This is a genomic window from Nocardia sp. NPDC052254 (assembly GCF_040679495.1).
Taxonomy (GTDB): domain Bacteria; phylum Actinomycetota; class Actinomycetes; order Mycobacteriales; family Mycobacteriaceae; genus Nocardia.
In genome coordinates, this window is record NZ_JBFAUW010000010.1 from 241244 (window position 1) to 259834 (window position 18591).

The following is an 18591-nucleotide window of genomic DNA, read 5'->3' on the forward strand; positions in this document are numbered from 1 at the left end:
CCAGGATCGAAAGGGTCAGTTCGGGGTGGCGATCGCCGCGGCCAGGTCGAGTACCGCCGACAGGTCGGGCTCGTCGCTGAGCGCGAAGATCCGCTCCGCGAGTTCGTCGCCGCGGTCGTGGCCCGCGCAATTGGCCAGGAACTTGGCGCGCAGTTGTGCGTCGTCGAGAGGGAATGCGCTGGTGCCTCGGCTGCCGTCGACGCGTCCGGGAATTCTGCGCCCGTCGTCCAGCGTGATCACGGCATATCCGGGTGCCGAGGCGGCCGGCCCGGCGGTGGTGGTTTCCACGACGCGCACCTTGCGCGCGGTGTCCAGTACCGCCTCGCGCGCGATCGACGAGGGTGTGTAGGTCGAGATGTCGACGGTGCCGTCGTGCACCAGCGCCGCCACACTCCACGGCAGATCGAATTTACCGTCGTAGGTGCTGCGGGGTGCGGCGACGCCGGCATTGGGCCCGCACACGATCGGGAGGGAATCGGTGTGCACGTGCACCTCGATCTCGGCGATGCGCGCGGGGTCCACCCGCGTATCGGCCAGGGCGGCCGCGACCGCGTCGAGCGTGACGTGCATGAGCTGACAGCTGGGATACGGCTTGATACCGATATTCGTTGCCTCCCAGCGTGTTCCGAGCTCATCGGTGATGGTGGCCGGATCGGCGTCGCGGGCCGACAGTGCCGCGTAGAGTCCGCGCCGGCCCTCCAGCACGGACGGCGGACCGCTGGCACCGGCCGCCGCCAGCCGCGCCGCGAGGATGCCGTTGAGCGTGGCCGTACCGGGATGCAGTGCCTTCGTGTCGGCGTCGGTATCCAGGAATTCGAGCAACCCGCCACTGGCCGATCCCGCGATACCGATGGCATCGACCAGCTCACGGACCGTGAGCGCGGACAGGTGGCCCGCGACGAGGGCGGCGGTCGGCGGGCCGACGACCGCGGTCGCGTGCAGACCTCGGCTGTGGAAGCCGTGCGGGCTCGCGAGCCCCAGGCGGCAGGCCACCTCGAGTCCGAGTGCCGCGGCGGTCAGAATCTGCGCACCCGAGGCACGCGTCCGCTGGCCGACGGTGAATGCCGCGGGCAGCGATACCGCGGTGGCGTGCACCAGCGCACCGGCATGGGTGTCGTCGAAGTCCAACGCGTGCACCAGTACTGCCGTCGCCATACCGGCGGCGGGTGCCGACAGCGCTCGGGTACCGGTCAGCGGCCGGGCCTCGGGTGGCCCGCCGAGCGAGTCGGCCACCACCCAGCCCGGCAACCCCTGGCCGAGCCGGCGGGCGGCGATGGCGTTGCCGACCCCGTCGAGCAGGTGACGGGCGGTCGCGTGGCCGACCTCGGCGGGTAGGTCACCGGGCGTCAGGTCGTGAACCCACTGGGCCAGTACCTCGGAGATCATGCGCTCGCCCGGTCGTGCTCGGTGCCGAAAGCGCCCTCCGCTGCCAGCCGGGCGATCTTCTCGTCGTCGTATCCGAGTCCGGCCCCGACGATTTCGGTGAAGTGCTCGTTACGCGCGGGCGCGCGACGGTATTGCGGTGGCTCGGAACCGAATCGGACCGGAGAGGCCAGCTGCTGGAGCGTTCCATACCGCGGATGTTCGGTCTCCACGACGAGTCCGCGTGCGTGGGTGTGCGGTTCGGTGAGTGCCTGTGCCACATCGTTGATCGGTCCCGAGGGCACGCCGGCCGGTCGCAGCAGCGCCAGCCAGTGCTGTACCGATTCGGTCGCGAAGATCCGTTCCAGAATCGGGAGCAGATCGTCGCGGTGCTCGCCACGCAGTGTGAAATTCGTGAATCGGGGATCGGCCGCCAGTTCCGGATGGCCGATCGCGGCGACCAGACGCTGCCAGAACTTCTCCTTCGCACACCCCACCACGAGCCACCCGTCGGCGGCCTCGAACGCCTGGAACGGCACCAGCGACGGATGGGCGGAGTTCTTCGTGCGCACCGGTTCGAAACCGGCGTTCAGATGCCAGGTGGCCGGATAGGTGAGCAGTGACATCGCCGTGTCGTACAGCGAGACATCGCAATCGCCGCCGATACCGTCGCGGCGAGCGGCGTGCAGACCGGACAGCAGGCTGAGCGCGGCGACGAAGCCACCGGAGAAATCCACCAGGGACAGACCGGATTTGGTGGGCGGGCCGTCCGGATCACCGGTCAGGCTCATCCATCCGGCCAGGCCCTGCAGGATGTAGTCGTAGCCGGGTTCGGTGCTGCGCGGCCCGGTCATCCCGAAGCCGGTCAGACTGCAGCAGACGATGGCGGGGTTGAGGTGTTTGAGATCGTCGTAGGTGATGCCGATCTTGGCGGGGACATCACCGCGCAGATTCGAATACACGGCATCGCTGGTGCGGACCAGATCCTCGAACACCGCCCGGCCGGCCGGATTCGACAGGTCCAGCGACAGGCTGCGCTTGTTGCGGTTGAAGGTCTCGAAGAACAGCGAATCCTCACCCTCGGTGTACGGCGGGACGTACCGGCCGACGTCTCCGCCGGCGTTCGGGTCCTCGATCTTGATCACATCGGCGCCGAGATCGGCCAGATGGACGCTGCCGAACGGGCCGGCGCCGTACTGCTCGAGCGAGATGATCCGGACGTCTTCCAACGGTTTCACGACTGTGCACCTTCCGTGTCCGAGCTCGGCAGACGCAGGGGACCGTTCGTCGCCTCCGGGAAGTAGTTCCGGCCGATACCGCTGTCGCGGGTGGCGACCATGACCGAGCGTTTCCACGAAATCACTTCGGTGCCTTCCTGATTCAGCCCGCGGGTGATCATCGAGACGATGCCGGCATACGGGCGCGATTCGGATCTGCGCAGCCCGGTGCAGATGCTCTCCGCGTAGATGGTGTCGCCGACATAGACGGGATTCGACATCTTGATATCGGTGAAGGCGAGATTCGAGATCGCGTTCTGACTCATGTCGAGAACCGAAATCCCCAGTACCACAGCCACTGTCAGCCCCGAGTTCACGATCACCTTGCCGTCGGTGATCGGGTTCTGCGCGGCGAGGTGGGCATTGAAGTGGTTCTGGTTGGTGTTCATCGACAGCAACGTGATCCACGTGTTGTCCGCTTCGGAGATCGTCCGTCCGATGGGGTGCTGGTACACGTCACCCACGACGTAGTCCTCGAAGAAGCGACCGAGAACAGCCTCATGCACTGCCACCGTATCTCCTCAGTTCGTTCAGCGTATGCGTGACTCGAACAATACATCAGACATTTAGATCGTCAAGAGGTGAGATTTAGACAGTTGTCGCAAGAAGATGAGACAGTGGCGCGTCCGAGAGTGCTTAAAAAGCAGATGTTTAGCGGTCTGCGGTCTCGTCGGCCGCAGGATCGGTTCACTCTCTCCGGAGTCGGTCCATGTGGCGGTAGGAGTCGCCCAGGTGATCCAGGTGTCGGCGCATCAGATCGATGGCGGCCATCGAATCGCCGGCCGCCACCACCTCGAGGATGGCGCGGTGGTCGTGATCGACGCACTGCCAGAAGCCGCCGGGGGCATGATCGCGGCCGAATCGCGTGGACAGCACCCGGAAGACCGGCGCGGTGATCAGTTCCAGCAGCGGATTGCCGGTGGCGCGCAGCAGGACCAGGTGAAACTCCTGGTTCTTGGCATAGGTGTCCTGGCCTTGCAGGCTGTCGGGGTCGAAGATGGCGGCCCGCAGTTCGGCCAGATGCTCCTCGGTGCGCCGGAACGCGGCGATTCCGGCGGCCGGCACCTCCATGAGGTTGCGGACCTCCATCAGCTGGTCCACGGTGACGGCCTCGGCGGCGGCCATCAATGCCACCCCCGTCTCCAGGTGGGCGCTGATGTGCCCGATGCTGGGGGAGGCCACGAAACTGCCGCCGGTCACGCCGCGAGTGGTGGTGATCAGGTTCTGGCTGGCCAGTGAGCGCAGTGCTTCGCGAATCGTGCTGCGGCCGACGCCGAATTCGGCGGTCAGCTCGGCGTCGCTGGGCAACCGGGCGCCCTGTGGCAGTTCTCCCGACAGGATTCGGCTGCGCAACTGCTCGGCCAGGACCGCGTAGGCGGGTCCGGGCTTGGTCTGTGCGTCGCCTGTCGTCGGTTCGGTCACCGGCTTCGGTCCTTCTGTTCGAGCGGCTGTCAACGGGCCCGAGCCTAGTCGCCGGGTCCGCGTGTGCTGCCGTACTTCGACTGTCCAGTCGAGGGTAAACATCCGCCAATTACCGTCGAATTTGGCGTGGTTGTCCGCGTACTGTCAGTCGTAACGTCGAATTTACGGTTAAAACATCTGAGGTATTGCTTTCTTCGGCGGTCTCAAGCACGATGGCTCCCATCACCTCGCGCGGTGGTCCCCCGACCTCGAGAGACGGCTCTCCGCCTCGGTCGCCCCCTCCGCTCCCTCGTGGGCGCCGGAAGAATGGAAATCTTGATGAAGAGAATTGGAGTCGACGTCGGCGGCACGTTCACCGACCTCGTGCTGTGGGACGACGACGGCAGTGTGGTCGTGCACAAAACGCCGTCGACGAACCACGATCCGTCGATCGGCACCATGGACGGCATCGAGGTGCTCGCCGCGCGCGCCGGAATCGACCCCGCCGATATCGAGATGTTCTTCCACGGCACCACGGTGGCGACCAATATCGTGCTCGAGCACAACGGCTGCGATGTCGGCATGATCACCACCGAGGGCTTCCGGGATCTGCTGCACATCGCACGCAAGAAGCGCCCGCTCAACTACTCCAACTACCAGGATCTGCCGTGGCAGAAATGGCAACTGGTGCCGCGCCGCAACCGCCGGGTGGTTCCCGAGCGCATCGATGCCGCGGGCACTGTGCTGACCCCGCTCGATGAGGCGGCCGTGCGCGATCAGGTCCGGTTGCTGCGCGAGCGCGGAGTCGAGGCGATCGCGGTCGCATTCCTGCACTCCTATCGCAACCCGGCGCACGAGCAGCGGGTCAAGGAGATCATCGGCGAGGAGTACCCGGATGTCTTCGTCTCCCTGTCCAGTGAGGTCGCACCGCAATACCGTGAGTACGAACGCTTTTCCACGGCGGCGCTGAATGCCTTCATCGGCCCCAAGACGTCGCGCTACATCGAGAATCTGGCTCAGAAGGCGAGTGCCGCCCAGGTCGGTGACGACGTTCATCTGATGACCTCGGCCGGTGGTCTGGTCACCTCGCGCAGTGCGAGCGAGGTCCCGGTCTCCCTGCTGACCAGCGGTGTGGTCGCCGGTCTGCTCGGTGGTTGCGCGATCGGCAAGGCCTCGGGATTCCCCAGCGTGATCACCCTCGACGTCGGCGGTACCTCGGCCGATATCGGTGTCGCGCCCGATGGCGCATTGCGGATGAAGCATCTGCTCGACACCCGCATCGGTGACTATCACGCCATGGTGCCGATGGCCGAGGTCGACACGATCGGCGCCGGCGGTGGCTCGATCGCGGTGGTCGACGAGGGCGGAATGTTCCGGGTCGGTCCGCGCAGTGCCGGTGCCGTACCGGGGCCCGCGTGTTACGCCCGCGGCGGCACCGAGCCGACATCGACCGATGCCATGGTGGCGATGGGCTGGTTGCGCGAGGACAGCTTCCTGTCCGGAACGATGGAGGTGCGGCCCGAACTGGCGCGCACCGCGATCGAAACCCATATCGCCGGCAAACTCGGCACCACTCTCGATGCGGCGGCGATGGGCATCTTCAAGATCCTCGCCCATTCGATGACCGAGGCGATCAGTCTGCACTCGGTCCGCAAAGGCTATGACCCACGCGACTTCTCGCTGATCGCCGAGGGCGGCGCCGGGCCGTTGTTCGCCTGGCAGATCGCCGATCAGCTCGGTATCCCGCGGGTGATCGTGCCCGGCCATCCCGGTATCACCTCCGCCGTGGGCCTGTTGACCACCGATATCCGCTACGAGGTGCCCACCACGGTGTGGACCTCCTCCGCCGATCCCGACCTGGAACTGCTCACGGCGCAGATGGCGCGACTGTCGCGTCAGGCCACCGCACAACTCGAGGCCGACGGCGTCGCCGCGGAGAACATCTCCCTCGAGCGCAGTGTGGACTGCCGCTATGTCGGCCAGGGCTACGAGCTGCGGGTCCCGGCGCCCGAGGGCGAGATCGACGATGTCTGGGTCAAGACGGTGGCCGAGGCGTTCCATCAGGCACACGGCCGCACCTATTCGCAGCGCTTCGACGACAAGCCGGTGCAGTTGATCAATATTCGTGTCACCGGTGTCGGTGCGGTGCCCCATGTGCGGATCGCCGAGATCGGCACGGGCACCGCCGACAGTTCGGCCGCACTGAAGACCACCACACGCGCGTTGTTCTGGCGCGATGACAAGGCCGATCCGGAATGGATCGACACGCCGGTCTACGAGCGGTCGATGTTGCTGGCGGGCAACGAGATCGACGGACCGGCCATCGTCGAGCAGTTCGACTCGACCACCATCGTCGGCATGCATCAGCGGGCCATCGTGGACGCCGTCGGCCACATCATCATCGAGAGGAAGTCCGCATGAGCAAGACGCTGATGCCCAAGACCGGCGTATCGCTCGCGGGCGAGGCCACCAGAATCTGGAACGACGTCGAGGTCGATCCGATCACCCTGCGCGTGATCGGTGGCGCCCTGCAGTCGATGGCCAAGGAGATGGCGCAGGTTCTGTATCGGATGGCCTATTCGAGCCTGATCCGGGAGTCCGAGGATCTCGGTGCCGGCATCTTCGATGTCAACGGCCGCGAGCTGTGCGAATCGGATTCGACTCCGATGCACTGTGGTTCGATTCCGGCCTACATCCGCGGTGTCGACCGCCGGCTGGCCGGAACCTATCAGCCCGGTGATGTCATCCTGCACAATCACCCGTATCACGGCGCCGCGCATTCGCCCGACTACGGCATCATCATCCCGATCTTCTGGCAGGGACAGCACATCGGATTCGCCGGCTGCACCGGTCATGTCTCCGATGTCGGCGGCAACTTCCCCGGTCTGTGCATGGATGTCGTGGATGTGTGGGCCGAGGGCAAGCTCATGGACTCGATGAAGATCTACGAGGCCGGGGTTCGCAACGACTATCTCATCCAGCACATTCTCGACAATGTGCGTACGCCCGAACAGAATCGCGGCGACCTCGAGGCACTGATCGCGTGTTCGCGCATCGGCGAGAAGCGGTTCCTCGAATTGCTCGAGAAGTACGGCCTCGACACGGTCATGAGTGCCGCCGAGCGCTGGATGGACTACTCGGAGAACATGCTGCGCAGCAGGATTCGCGAGCTTCCGGACGGCAGCTACGAGGCGCCGATCGGCTATCTCGACGACGACGGCAAGAATCGCGGTGTGCCGCTGAAGGTGGCGGTGCGGGTACAGGTCGAAGGCGAGGACATCCTCATCGACCTGACCGGTTCCAACGATCAGGTGCCGACGGCCTTCAATGTGCCCTTCGAGGGTTCGGTGCTGCCGGTGGCGGTCTCCGCGATCCGCACCATCCTGCTCGACGAGGACACCACCGAGGAATTCGTTCCGCAGAACGACGGATGTTTCCGGCCCGTGCGGGCGTACGCCCCCGAGGGCACCATCTTCAATCCGGACTTCCCGGCCTCGTGCTTCGCGCGTTTCTCTCAGGTGAACCGGGTGTTCGACTCGATCAATCTGGCTCTGGCGCCGGTACTTCCGGACCATGCGGTCGCGGGTTCGTCGGCGGCGCTGTGCGCGATCGCCTATTCCGGTGTCGCCCCGGACGGCGAATCATATTGGGTCTACATCGAAATCAACGAGGGCTCCTATGGCGGCCGCAACGGTAAGGACGGGATGGACAGCGTCGACGCGCTGATGGCCAATACCCGCAACAACCCCATCGAGGAACTCGAACTCAACCACGCGATGCGCGCGCTGCGCTACGAATTGCGCGACGAGGCGCCGGCGCCGGGCAGGTGGCGCGGCGGTATCGGCAGCGTGCGCAAGTGGCTGATGGAAACCGACACCTTCCTCGGTTCCGAGGCCGACAACCGGTCCGATCCACCGGCAGGCGCGCTCGGCGGACGTGACGGGGTCGCGGGCTCCTTCACCCGCAATGCCGGCACCGACCGCGAGCAGGTGCTGTTCTCGAAGGTCACCCAGGAGACCATCCGCGCGGGCGAGACGCTCGAGATCAAACTGCCCTCCGGTGGCGGATTCGGCAACCCGTTCGAACGCGATCCCTTCCAGGTGCTCAGCGATGTGTGGGATGAATACCTCACCGCCGAGGACGCACGCCGGGACTACGGTGTCGTCGTGAACACCGACGACTGGACCGTCGACGATGCGGCGACCGCCGCGCTGCGGGCGGGGAGCGCGTCCTGAACGAGGGCGGGGGCCGGGCCGCCGATATCCGCGGCCCGGCCCCGCATCCGGGTGCGGACAGCACGAACAGCGTTGTCACCTGGATCGATCCACCGACGGCAGCCGATGGCGACGGCCCGTTGCGCGGGCTGCGGATCGGGGTCAAGGACAATATCGACGTGGCCGGCGTGCCCAGTACCTGCGGCTCGGCGTTCTTCACCGACCGGGTCGCCGGTGCGCACGCGGAGGTGGTGCGCAGGCTCATCGCCGCGGGCGCGCGGGTGACCGCGAAGCTGAACATGGCCGAATTCGCGGTCGGGGTCACCTCCCGCAATTCCGCGGCCGGCCCGGTGGTCAATCCGTGGGATCCGGCCCGGGTGCCCGGCGGGTCCAGCGGCGGCTCGGGGACGGCCGTCGCCGCCGGCCTCGTGGACGCCTCGCTCGGCACCGACACCGGTGGGTCGGTCCGGCTGCCCGCCGCCGCATGCGGGGTGACCGGGCTGCGACCGACCTGGGGTGCGATCAGCAATGCCGGTGTCTTCCCCGTCAGCGAACCGTTCGACACGGTGGGCCCGATGGCCCGCTCGGTCGCCGACGTCGCCCGCATCTTCGATGTGCTGCGCACCGGCCCGGCCGCGGCGGGTGTGGCGCGCCGGATCGGAGTCCCGGACGTCTTCATCACCGACGATGTCGATCCCGCCGTCGCCGCGGCCGTGCGCGCGGCCGCGGACCGGTTCGCCGACCTCGGCTACGAGGTGGTGCCGGTGGCGATTCCCGATGCCGAGCGGGCACAGGACATCGTCTACACGCTGATCTATTCCGATCTCGCCCGCCGCCATCGCGAGCGAATCCTGCACTCTCCCGAGCTGTTCCAGCCCGCGACCCTGGAACGTGTCTCGCTGGGGCTGCGGATCTCCGACGCCGAGCGGAATGCGGCGACAGCGGGGCGCACCGCCTTCCGGCGGGGGCTGGCCACGGTATTCGACCAGGTGGACATCGTGCTCACACCGACGATGCCCACCGACGTGCCACTGCTCGACGGCGGCGCGGATGTCATCGCCCAGTCCCGGCGCATGGGGCAATTCAGTTACCCCTGGTCCCTGCACGACGGCCCGACCCTGGCCCTGCCGGTCGGATTCCATCCCGATTCGGGGATGCCGATCGGTGCCCAGCTCACCGCCGCCGCGCATCGGGAGGCGGTGCTGTTCGAGGCCGGGCACCGCTATCAGCAGGTGACGCACTGGCATTCGGCACGGCCGCGCTAGCGGGCGAGCAGCCCCTTGGCGATGTGGGTCACCTGGATCTCGTTGCTGCCCGCGTAGATCATCAGCGATTTCGCGTCGCGCGCAAGCTGTTCCACCTTGTATTCGGCCATGTAGCCGTTACCGCCGAACAGCTGCACCGCCTCCATCGCGACCTCCGTGGCCGCGCGCGAGGAGTACAGCTTCATCGCCGACGCCTCGGCCAGGGTGACCTGTTCGCCCGCTGCGATGCGCTCGATCGCGTTGAATACCATGTTCTGCACGTTGATCCGGGCGATCTCCATCTCGGCCAGTTTGAGCTGGATGAGCTGGAACTGGCCGATCTCCTTGCCCCACAACGTGCGCGATTTCGCGTAATCGACGCAGAGCCGGTGGCATTCGTTGATGATGCCGAGGGCCAGTGAGGCGATACCGATGCGCTCGGCCGCGAAAGACTCCTTGGCGCTGTCCTTTCCGTCGCCCTTGGCCGGGGTCTCACTCTCGCCGAGCAGCCGGTCGGGGGTCAGGCGGACGTTCTCGAAGAACAGCTCACCGGTGGGCGAGGAGTTCATACCCATCTTCTTGAAGGGTGCGCTCTGGGTGAATCCCGCCATGCCCTTGTCGAGGACGAAGCCCAGCACCTTGCGATCGCGGCGGTCGGTGCCGTCTTCCTCGTCGAGCTTGGCGTAGACCACGGTCACATCGGCGTAGGGGCCGTTGGTGATGAAGGTCTTGCGGCCGTTGAGGATGTAGTCCTGCCCGTCGCGGCGGACGTAGGATTTCATGCCGCCGAAAGCGTCCGAGCCGGAATCGGGTTCGGTGATGGCCCAGGCCCCGACCTTGTCGAAGGTGACCAGTTCGGGCAGCCACCGCTTCTTCTGCGCGAGGGTGCCGCGGCTGCGGATGGTGCCGGCCGCCAGCCCGAGGCTGACGCCCATCGAGGCGACCAGTCCCAGACTGACCCCGGCCAGCTCACTGTTGAGGATGACCCCCATGCTGCCCGAACCGCTGAATTCGCCCGATTTCCCCGATTCCCCGGCTTCCTCGCGGTCCAGGGACTTCTGCAAGCCCTCCCGGGCCAGCTCGTCCAGTCCGAAGGTCGCATAGAGCTTGCGGATGATGTCGAACGGCGGCAGGGCACCACTTTCCAGCTGTTCGACGTGGGGCTCGATCTCCTTGGTGATGAAACCGCGCACCGCATCGCGGAGCATCAGATCTTCGTCGGACCACTGGTACATGTCGTGAACTCCCGAGGGTTGCCGGAACACTTCCCTCGAATATAGAACACGTTCTAATTATCCCTCGTCCGCAGTACCGGGCCGACGATTCCGGTGGGGCACGGCGGCCGATGTGCCCCACCGTTCAGGTCATGGGTGGACGGGTTCCAATTCCGTGGATTCTCCGGCTTCCGCCGGCGCGGGCGCACGGTTGGGCAGCAGCACCGCCATCACGATCACGATCACCGACAGCGCCGCCGATACCGCGAACGCCAGCCGCATACCGGACAGATGCGCGCTGAGTGGATCGGTGCCGTGGTCGGTCAGCGTGGTGGCGCGGGCGGACATGATGGTGACCACCAGTGCGGTGCCGAAGGCCGCGGCCACCTGCTGCAGGGTGCCGAGTACGGAGCTGCCGTGCGAGTACAGATGCTGCGGCAGCGCACCCAGACCCAGGGTGAACACCGGGGTGAAGGCCGCGGCCAGCGACAGCATCAGCAGGATGTGCAGGGCCAGCAACTGCCAGTAGGGCATGGTCGGCGAGATGGTGGTGAAACCGGCCAGGGCCACGGTGATTCCGATCGCGCCGGGAATCACCAGCATCCGGCCGCCGAAGCGATCGAACACCCGCCCGATGGTGGGGCCGAGTACACCCATCGCCAGACCACCCGGCATCACGAGCAGACCGGTCTGCAACGGGCTCAGGCCACGCAGATTCTGCAGATACAGCGGCAGCAGAATCATCGAACCCATCATCGCCAAGAAGGCCACGGCCATCAGGACCAGCGATTTCGTGTAGGTGCCCGCCAGCAGCACGCGCAGATCCATCAGTGGTGAACCGGTGCGCTGCAAGCGGATCTGGCGCAGTGCGAAGATCGCGATGCAGACCGCGCCCACCGCGACGATCAACGCCGGGACCGCGATGTTGCCGACCTCGAACTTGCTGAGTCCGTACACCAGGCTGCCGAATCCGAGGGCCGCGAAAACCACACTGGCCCAATCGATCGCACCGCTCTCCGGCTCGCCGATATTTTCCAGTTTCCGCAGGCCGAACCAGGTGACCGCCGCCGCGATGGGCAAGACCAGCAGGAACAGCCAACGCCAGGAAGCGATCTGCAGGACCAGTCCGGAGATCACCGGGCCCATGGCCGGGGCCACCGAGATGGCGAGGGTGACGTTGCCCATGACACGGCCGCGATCGTGTTGAGGCACCACTGTCATGAGCGTGGTCATCAACAGCGGCATCATCACCGCGGTACCGCCGGCCTGGACCACCCGGCCCACCAGCAGCAGGCCGAAGGTGGGCGCGGCTGCCGACAGCGCGGTGCCGAGCAGGAACACACCCATCGCGATCGCATAGGCCCGGCGGGTGGTGACCCGCTGCAGGAACCAGCCGGTGACCGGGATGACCGCGGCCATGGTGAGCATGAACGCCGTCGAAACCCATTGCGCGGAGCGCTCGGTGACGTGCAGATCGGTCATCAGGCGCGGAATCGCGTTGACCATGATGGTCTCGTTGAGAATCACCACGAAGGTGGCGAGGACCAGGAGCCGGATCACCGCGGGGGTTCGCCGGCCGGCCACGGCGAGATCAGGTTCGGCGGGCATCGGTTTACCTCCGGGTGTTCGCGTACACAGAAATGTCGTGACCGACGCCGAGCCACCCCTGTGTGCCCCAGGCGTCATACGAGACGTGACGACCGTGACACCGTCAACTCATCGGTGCCGCGCCAGTATTCCGGCAATTCCGGCGGACAAGCACGCGATTATTCGCCCGGCAGCCGGGGTGCGGTATCCGACGGAGAGCTCTCACCTGCGGATCGACGGCAGGGCATGCGATGACGAGACGCTCATCACATCGTTCCGCCTGTCCGGCGGCCACGGCAGCGCACCAGCATGATGGTGCTCATGGAGAACGACTTGCGGGACGCGGAACGGCAACTCCAGGCTGCGCAGCTGTCGGGTGATGTCCGGGCCCTGGACGCACTGCTGGACGATCGGCTGATCTTCACCCTCGGCGCGGACACCATGACCAAGGCGCAGGATCTCGAGTTGCACCGCACTGGAGCGCAGGTCGTGCGCAAACTCGAGGAAGAGCAGCTCACGGTGCTGGTGGAAGGGACCACCGGGGTGACGTGGTTCCTCGGCGTCGTCGAGGGAAGCGTGCACGGCGCACCGTTCGCGGCCAGGATGCGATACACCCGCGCCTGGTCATACGATGCGTCGCACGGCTGGCGGGTCGTCGCGGCGCACGCCTCCGTGGCCGAGTGATCCGGATGTGGTGGGCCTTCGCGCCGTCGTGACCGAAAGCTACTGTGGCGCGGGCTCGCTGCTGCGCTCCGGCAGTGCCGACGGCAACGGTCCCAGCGGTGCCCGCCCGGCCCGCCAGTTCTCCCACATCCTGGTGAGCAGGATGGTGCCCCCGGCATACACACAGCCGAGCAGCACATCGAGCACATAGTGTTCGCCGCCGTAGACCAGGGTGAATCCCATCGCGCACGGATAGGCCACCAGGATCGCCCGCAGCCACCAGCGTGTGGTGAGCGGCCAGAGGGTGGCCGCGACCAGGACCGAGAACGCGGTGTGCAGCGACGGCAGCGCGGCGACGAAGTTGCCGTGGTCGGTGAGCCACTGCGCGCTGATATCCGGTGACACGAGCCCCAGTCCGAAACCGGAGATCCGGCGCACCTGGTCCGGAATCGCGCCTTCGTGCGAGGCGTACCAGGGCGGTGCGGCCGGCACCAGGATGTAGGTGACCAGCGCCAGATACGACAGCAGCAGGATCCTGCGCATGTACCGGGCCCACAGCGGCCGGGAGTAGATGTAGAAGATGGCCGCCGTCGCCCACGGCAGGATGAAGTGCGTGGTGTAGACGGCGCCGATGATCGGGGTCCACCACGGCTGACCGTCGGATGCGAGGTGCGACTGCAGCCAGACGGTGGGCAGGGTGCCGCCGAACATCCAGCGATCGGCGGTGACGAGTTCGTGCATGCGCAGCGGCATGCCGAGTTTGTCGGCGAGGTCGCGGGTGTAGTCGTAGACCATCAGGGCCGCGATGAGCGGCAGCCAGTCCGCCACCACCCGGACGTGCTGACGCAGCGGCCGGTCGATGGTGAAGGCGAGGACGCCGCCGATCATCCACGCGGCCTCCTGGACCCGGCCGCCCGGAAGTAACCCGGTGACGAGCGCCGCGACCAGAGCCGCCAGGTAGGCGAAGCGCACCGCATAGCGGATCGCCCGCCGCTGCGTCGTCGGCTCCGCGATTTCGGTGGTTTCCGGATGTACACCGAGCATTCGGCCAGTGTGCCACTAGCGTTCACGGGCCGGACACACCCATCCGGTTTACGGAGTGGCGCGGGCCCGATCGGGCGTCTACCACGCCGACGCTACGCCGTAGCTGTGAATGTGCTGTCGATCGGCGGCGAGTTGGCCGTGAGTGTCGCCACGGCCATGGTGAAGCGCTATGGGCCGCAGTATCTTTCGAGAGGTATCGCAGCTGTTCGAAAGGTCGGGACCATGATCATCACACTCCTTCTCGCCGGATTGAGCACGGGCAGTGCCGCACTGGCGGGTGTCACCGGACTCGCGAGCATGTTCGCCGGCAATCTCTGACCCGGGGTATCCGGATACCGTGGAACACGGGTCCCGCTCGGTAGAATCGGCCCGCGATGAGGGCGACCGGGTCGGATGGGGAGGATGTGACGGTGCTGGAGGTGTGGGGGCGGCGAACCGCGATCAGATACTCCGGCGGCCGGATCACCACCACACCGCTGAGCATCGGTGACGACATCGCGCTCGATATCGCGGTCCGCGATCTGCGCGAGGCCTGCCTGGCCGAATCCGATGCCGGAGATCTGCTGGTGCTGTTGTACTTCCGCGCACCCGACTACGCGCTCGACGGCGTGCCCACCCGGCGCAATCCCGCCACGGTATTCCTGGAGCCGGAGGTATTTCCGCAGGCGGCGGCGCTCGTCCGAGCCATCCGTGACGATCTGCTCGAGATGCGCCGCATCCTGCGGCCGCGGCCGAATCTGATCCCGCCGCGTGCGGTGCCCGGACAATACGGGCCCATCCGCCCCGATGTGGCGCGCGCGGCCGAGCGCATGCACACTCCTGGACTCTGCGCCCGTGAACTCGGCGCGCTGCACGCCTACGCCCGCCCCGACGAATACGTCCTCGAATGCGCGCCGTCCGGGCATCGGGGCGCACCGGGGCTGGTCGTCGTCACCACCCTGCGTCTGCTGTTCGTCTCCGCCGGCGCGACCTACGAGCTACCGGTCGCCGCGATCGATCGGGTCGATCTCGCCGCCCCGCCGGGGTCGGTTGCGACACTGCGGGTCTCGGACGGCCACGCCGATCTGGAATTCGTCTCGACCGAAGGGGCGGATCTGCAGCGGGTCCTGCAAGGAGCACAGCTGGCCTGCGAGATCGAACATGTCGACGGATCGATCGTGATGGCGCGGCCCTCGTCACTGGACCTGTTCGGTGAATGGCAGCTGCTGGTGGAGCGCCGCAAACTCGGCATGGTGGATACCGAACAGTTCAAATGGGAGGGCGTGGGCATCCTGCGCGCGATGCCGCAGTAGCCGTACCCGTTGTCAGTGGAACGGCGACAGGCCGAAGACCGGTGCACCGGGATGCAGGGCCACCCGCCGCCACGGACTCGACGGTCGCATCAGCAATCCGCGGATCATCCCGCGACGTTCGTCGACCTGTTCCTTGGCCGCGGCCAGATCCTGGGTCGCCGCCCAGAAGATGGCGCCGGTGAGGAAGCCGGAGGCGAATTGCCGCCAATTGCGGTAGTGCTGCTGGGCTTCGGCGAGACCACGCCCCAGCAATGTCCACGCCTCGTCCTCGTCCAGATATCCCGCGGTGTGGGCGGCGCGGGCGATGAAGACGATGCGCGAGAGATCCCAGGCGGTGGCATCGGTGTTGAGTGGTTGCGGCAGGCGGTCGACGATGCCGAATTTGATGGCCTGCAACCACGCGTCGTAATCCCGGTCGATCCCGTTGACTCCGCGATACCCGCGCACCTCCGACAGCGTGTGCAGGAATTCGCGATGACTGTCGGCCAGGCCGGTGCGGTCGACCCGGGTGGTGTCCTGGGCGGCCGCGGTGGCCAGCGGATGCACCATCGCGAACAGAGGCGCGTGCATTCCGCTGAGCAGGCGGCCGATGGTGTCGCGAGCGTCCTCGCCGCTATCGATTCCCCACGATTCGTGCAGGCCGTCGATGGTGGATTCGCACCGGGTCTCGGAACTACCGGGGTGTTCGGGCAGGAAGGCGACGGAGTCGTTGTAGGCGCTCCAGCTGCGGCCGTAGTAGGCGCCGATTGCCAGTGCGCGGATGCGGTCCTCGGACACGGCGTCGCCCGACCACTTGTCCGGTCCGGCATCGAAATCCGAACTCGGGAATCCGCTGATGCGCGGCAGTCCGTGCGTTCCGGCGACCGTCGTCACCACGGCACCCCCTCACCTGTGAATACTTGTCCGTGCGAGCCTACCGACCGGACCGCCGACCGCTCGCCGACCCGTCGGAAACCGATCGCGTACCTTCGATTGGGCATCCCAGCCATCGGTCGCCGAGAAGGAGCAGGACATGCAGACCGTGACGTCGCAGGACGGCACCACCATCGCCTTCGACCGGATCGGTTCCGGCGATGCGGGGACCGTCGTGCTCATCGGCGGTGCGTTCGGCTATCGGCAGGTACCCAATACCGTCGCACTGGCCGAGGCACTGGCCGAGAAGTACGGCCTGCGGGTGATCAACTACGACCGGCGCGGCCGCGGCGACAGCGCGGATTCGCCCGGGGTCTACGACAGCGCCAACGAGATCGCCGATCTGCGGGCGCTGGTCGAGGTCGAAGGGGGCGCGGCCGCGCTGGTGGGCTGGGGTTCGGGCGCCGTGCTCGCACTGCTGGCGGCGCGTTCGGGCGCCGTACCGGGAGTGACCGATGTGGTGGCCTTCGAACCGCCCATCGTGGTCGATCCCAAGGATCACGTCCCGCCCACCGACGCCGAGGGCAAGCTGCGCACCCGGATCGCCGAGGGAAAGCGCGGGGGCGCGGCCTGGTACTACCTGACCAAGATCATGGGGGTGCCGATGGCGGTCGCGGGGGCGATGCGTCTGTCGTCGGTGTGGAAAGGGCTGGTCGCCACCGCCGATTCGACCGCACACGATTTCGCGGTGCTGAAACCGTTCAGCCGCGGCGAGACCCTGCGGGCCGAGGACTGGGCGGCGCTGGAGGCGCCCGTGCTGTTGCTGATCGGTGGCCGTTCCGCGCCCGCGCTGACCAAGGGCGCCGAGCGCATCGCCGAGGTGCTGCCCGATGCCACACTGCGCGAACTGCCCGAGGTGAGCAACGATCCGGTCGCCGCCGAACTCGCGCCCGCGATCGGCGAATTCCTCACCCGCGCACGGTGATCAGCCGGCGCCGGATTCCGTGATCGCCGGGAAACCGCACGTCGTCTCGAGCTGATATGCCAGATCCAGGAGGGTCGCCTCGTCACCACGGGCGGCCGACAGCTGGATCGAGCCGGGCAGATTGCCGCTCATCCGGCCGTGCGGAACCGCGATCGCGGGACCGCCGCCGATATTGTTCAGCGGCGTGAACCCCACGTAATCGATGAGCTTGGCGAACAGTTCGTCGAACGGCTGCCGTGGAGACTGCTCACCCAGGACCGGAACCGGATGGGACAGCACCGGGCTCAGCAGCGCGTCCACTTCGGTGAAATGTGCGTCGTAGATGGCGGTTCCGCGACGCAGCCGGCGAATCGCGGGCAGCACGGCGAGCGGATTGCCGCGGATCCGGCCGATCAGCCCGCGGGTGAAGGGATCGATCCGGCTCGGATGGAACCGGCGGCCGTGTTCGAGCGCGAACGATGTCGTCATCAGGACCGCGAACAGCGCCCAATACGTCTTGAAATCATCGATGAACTGCGGATCGATGTCGAGCCGGACCTCGGTGAGCTCGTGACCGAGTGCGGTGAGTTCGGTTGCCGCCGAATCGAGTACCGCCGCGGTGTCGGGATGTACACCGTGGCCGCGCACATCGGCGCGGACGATCCCGATCCGCAGTCGGCGGGCACTGGGCCCCTCGACGAGGCCGATCGGTGGCAGTTTCGCGGCGGGGCGATACCTTTCGGCGGCGGCGAAATAGTGTGCGACATCGCGTACCGTCCGGCTCACCACACCCTCGGTGACCAGGTTCACCGGCAGTTGCCGAGCGCCCGGCTGATCGAGCATGCGGCACCGGGTGGGTTTGAGCCCCACCAGACCGGCCGCGGCGGCCGGAATGCGAATCGAGCCGCCGCCGTCGTTGGCATGGGCGATCGGGACGGCACCGGAAGCCACCAGCGCCGCCGAACCACCGGACGACGCGCCCACGGAATGCGCTGTGTTCCACGGATTCCGGGTCGGGTCGCGATCGGCGAATTCGGTACTCGCGGTGAGACCGAACTCCGGCAGTGTCGACTTACCGAGGACCACGAAGCCCTGGCGCAGGAACTGCGCGGCCGGTGCGCTGTCGCGCCGTCGTGGACGGGGATCGAAGGCCGCCGAGCCGTGACAGGTGGGCAGGCCCGCCACATCGGCGTTGTCCTTGACGAAACTCGGCACCCCGGCGAAGGCGCCGAAGGTCGCCGGCGCCTGCCGCGCCCGGTCGAAACAGTCCACCCGCACCGCGTTCAGGATCGGGTTCACCCGTTGCACCCGGGCGATGGCCGCCTCCAGCACCTCCCGGCGCCCGACCTCACCCGCGCGGATGGCTGCGGCCAATCCGACGGCGTCGTGGGTTCCGAGCGCGTCGTCGGTGAAGGCGTGCACGGGCTCTGCTGTGACCGGCGGTGTCATCTGGGATCGACTTCCTTTCGGCGGCGCC

Annotated in this window: 15 protein-coding genes; 6 read left to right on the top strand and 9 right to left on the bottom strand. The window is 66.9% G+C overall.

Annotated elements, in window-relative coordinates:
- Window positions 1–15: 15 nt before the first annotated feature.
- From AB0L57_RS24355 to AB0L57_RS24370, 4 genes are all read right to left on the bottom strand, one after another.
- Complete coding sequence (locus AB0L57_RS24355) at window positions 16–1386, bottom strand: MmgE/PrpD family protein (RefSeq protein WP_364966323.1); 1371 nt, start codon at window positions 1384–1386, stop codon at window positions 16–18.
- Entirely contained in the window at window positions 1383–2600 is a 1218-nt protein-coding gene (locus tag AB0L57_RS24360) for a CoA transferase (protein WP_364966326.1), read from the bottom strand. The genes AB0L57_RS24355 and AB0L57_RS24360 overlap by 4 nt, the downstream gene beginning before the upstream one ends.
- Window positions 2597–3151 (bottom strand): MaoC family dehydratase, encoded by a 555-nt coding sequence (locus AB0L57_RS24365; RefSeq protein ID WP_364966329.1) that lies wholly within the window; start codon window positions 3149–3151, stop codon window positions 2597–2599. The genes AB0L57_RS24360 and AB0L57_RS24365 overlap by 4 nt, the downstream gene beginning before the upstream one ends.
- Before the next feature lie 175 nt (window positions 3152–3326).
- Complete coding sequence (locus AB0L57_RS24370) at window positions 3327–4061, bottom strand: FadR/GntR family transcriptional regulator (RefSeq protein ID WP_364966332.1); 735 nt, start codon at window positions 4059–4061, stop codon at window positions 3327–3329.
- Window positions 4062–4379: 318 nt separating this feature from the next.
- Between AB0L57_RS24370 and AB0L57_RS24375 the strand changes: the two genes are divergently transcribed.
- The 3 genes from AB0L57_RS24375 to AB0L57_RS24385 all read left to right on the top strand — a co-directional run bounded on the left by AB0L57_RS24375 (window position 4380) and on the right by AB0L57_RS24385 (window position 9519).
- Window positions 4380–6461, top strand: coding sequence for a hydantoinase/oxoprolinase family protein (locus tag AB0L57_RS24375; RefSeq protein WP_364966334.1), 2082 nt, complete (start codon window positions 4380–4382; stop codon window positions 6459–6461).
- Window positions 6458–8275: a hydantoinase B/oxoprolinase family protein gene (locus AB0L57_RS24380; RefSeq protein ID WP_364966337.1), complete on the top strand. Its 1818-nt coding sequence runs from the start codon at window positions 6458–6460 to the stop codon at window positions 8273–8275. Before AB0L57_RS24375 ends, AB0L57_RS24380 begins: the two co-directional genes overlap by 4 nt.
- 83 nt (window positions 8276–8358) lie before the next feature.
- A complete protein-coding gene (locus tag AB0L57_RS24385; RefSeq protein WP_364966529.1) occupies window positions 8359–9519 on the top strand; it encodes an amidase in 1161 nt (386 codons plus the stop codon).
- On the opposite strand, the gene AB0L57_RS24390 is transcribed toward AB0L57_RS24385, so the two are convergent.
- Window positions 9516–10733, bottom strand: coding sequence for an acyl-CoA dehydrogenase family protein (locus tag AB0L57_RS24390; RefSeq protein ID WP_364966340.1), 1218 nt, complete (start codon window positions 10731–10733; stop codon window positions 9516–9518). The two genes, AB0L57_RS24385 and AB0L57_RS24390, sit on opposite strands and share 4 nt — an antisense overlap.
- A gap of 129 nt (window positions 10734–10862) precedes the next feature.
- The gene (locus AB0L57_RS24395) at window positions 10863–12320 is read right to left on the bottom strand and encodes an MDR family MFS transporter (protein ID WP_364966343.1); all 1458 of its coding nucleotides are present in this window, start codon (window positions 12318–12320) and stop codon (window positions 10863–10865) included.
- Window positions 12321–12620: 300 nt separating this feature from the next.
- Between AB0L57_RS24395 and AB0L57_RS24400 the strand changes: the two genes are divergently transcribed.
- Window positions 12621–12983, top strand: coding sequence for a nuclear transport factor 2 family protein (locus AB0L57_RS24400; protein ID WP_364966346.1), 363 nt, complete (start codon window positions 12621–12623; stop codon window positions 12981–12983).
- 39 nt (window positions 12984–13022) lie between these two features.
- Here AB0L57_RS24400 and AB0L57_RS24405 read toward each other — a convergent pair whose 3' ends face one another.
- Complete coding sequence (locus AB0L57_RS24405; protein ID WP_364966349.1) at window positions 13023–14006, bottom strand: phosphatase PAP2 family protein; 984 nt, start codon at window positions 14004–14006, stop codon at window positions 13023–13025.
- A gap of 374 nt (window positions 14007–14380) precedes the next feature.
- On the opposite strand from AB0L57_RS24405, the gene AB0L57_RS24410 reads away from it, so the two are divergent.
- The gene (locus tag AB0L57_RS24410) at window positions 14381–15298 is read left to right on the top strand and encodes a hypothetical protein (protein WP_364966352.1); all 918 of its coding nucleotides are present in this window, start codon (window positions 14381–14383) and stop codon (window positions 15296–15298) included.
- A 12-nt stretch (window positions 15299–15310) separates the two neighbouring features.
- Here AB0L57_RS24410 and AB0L57_RS24415 read toward each other — a convergent pair whose 3' ends face one another.
- On the bottom strand, window positions 15311–16171 hold the full coding sequence (locus AB0L57_RS24415) for a DUF1266 domain-containing protein (RefSeq protein WP_364966355.1): 861 nt from the start codon (window positions 16169–16171) through the stop codon (window positions 15311–15313).
- 139 nt (window positions 16172–16310) lie between these two features.
- Here AB0L57_RS24415 and AB0L57_RS24420 point away from each other — a divergent pair, with 139 nt between their 5' ends.
- On the top strand, window positions 16311–17135 hold the full coding sequence (locus AB0L57_RS24420; protein ID WP_364966358.1) for an alpha/beta hydrolase: 825 nt from the start codon (window positions 16311–16313) through the stop codon (window positions 17133–17135).
- Here the strand turns inward: AB0L57_RS24420 and AB0L57_RS24425 are convergent, their stop codons facing one another.
- On the bottom strand, window positions 17136–18563 hold the full coding sequence (locus AB0L57_RS24425; RefSeq protein WP_364966361.1) for an amidase: 1428 nt from the start codon (window positions 18561–18563) through the stop codon (window positions 17136–17138).
- Window positions 18564–18591 lie beyond the last annotated feature (28 nt).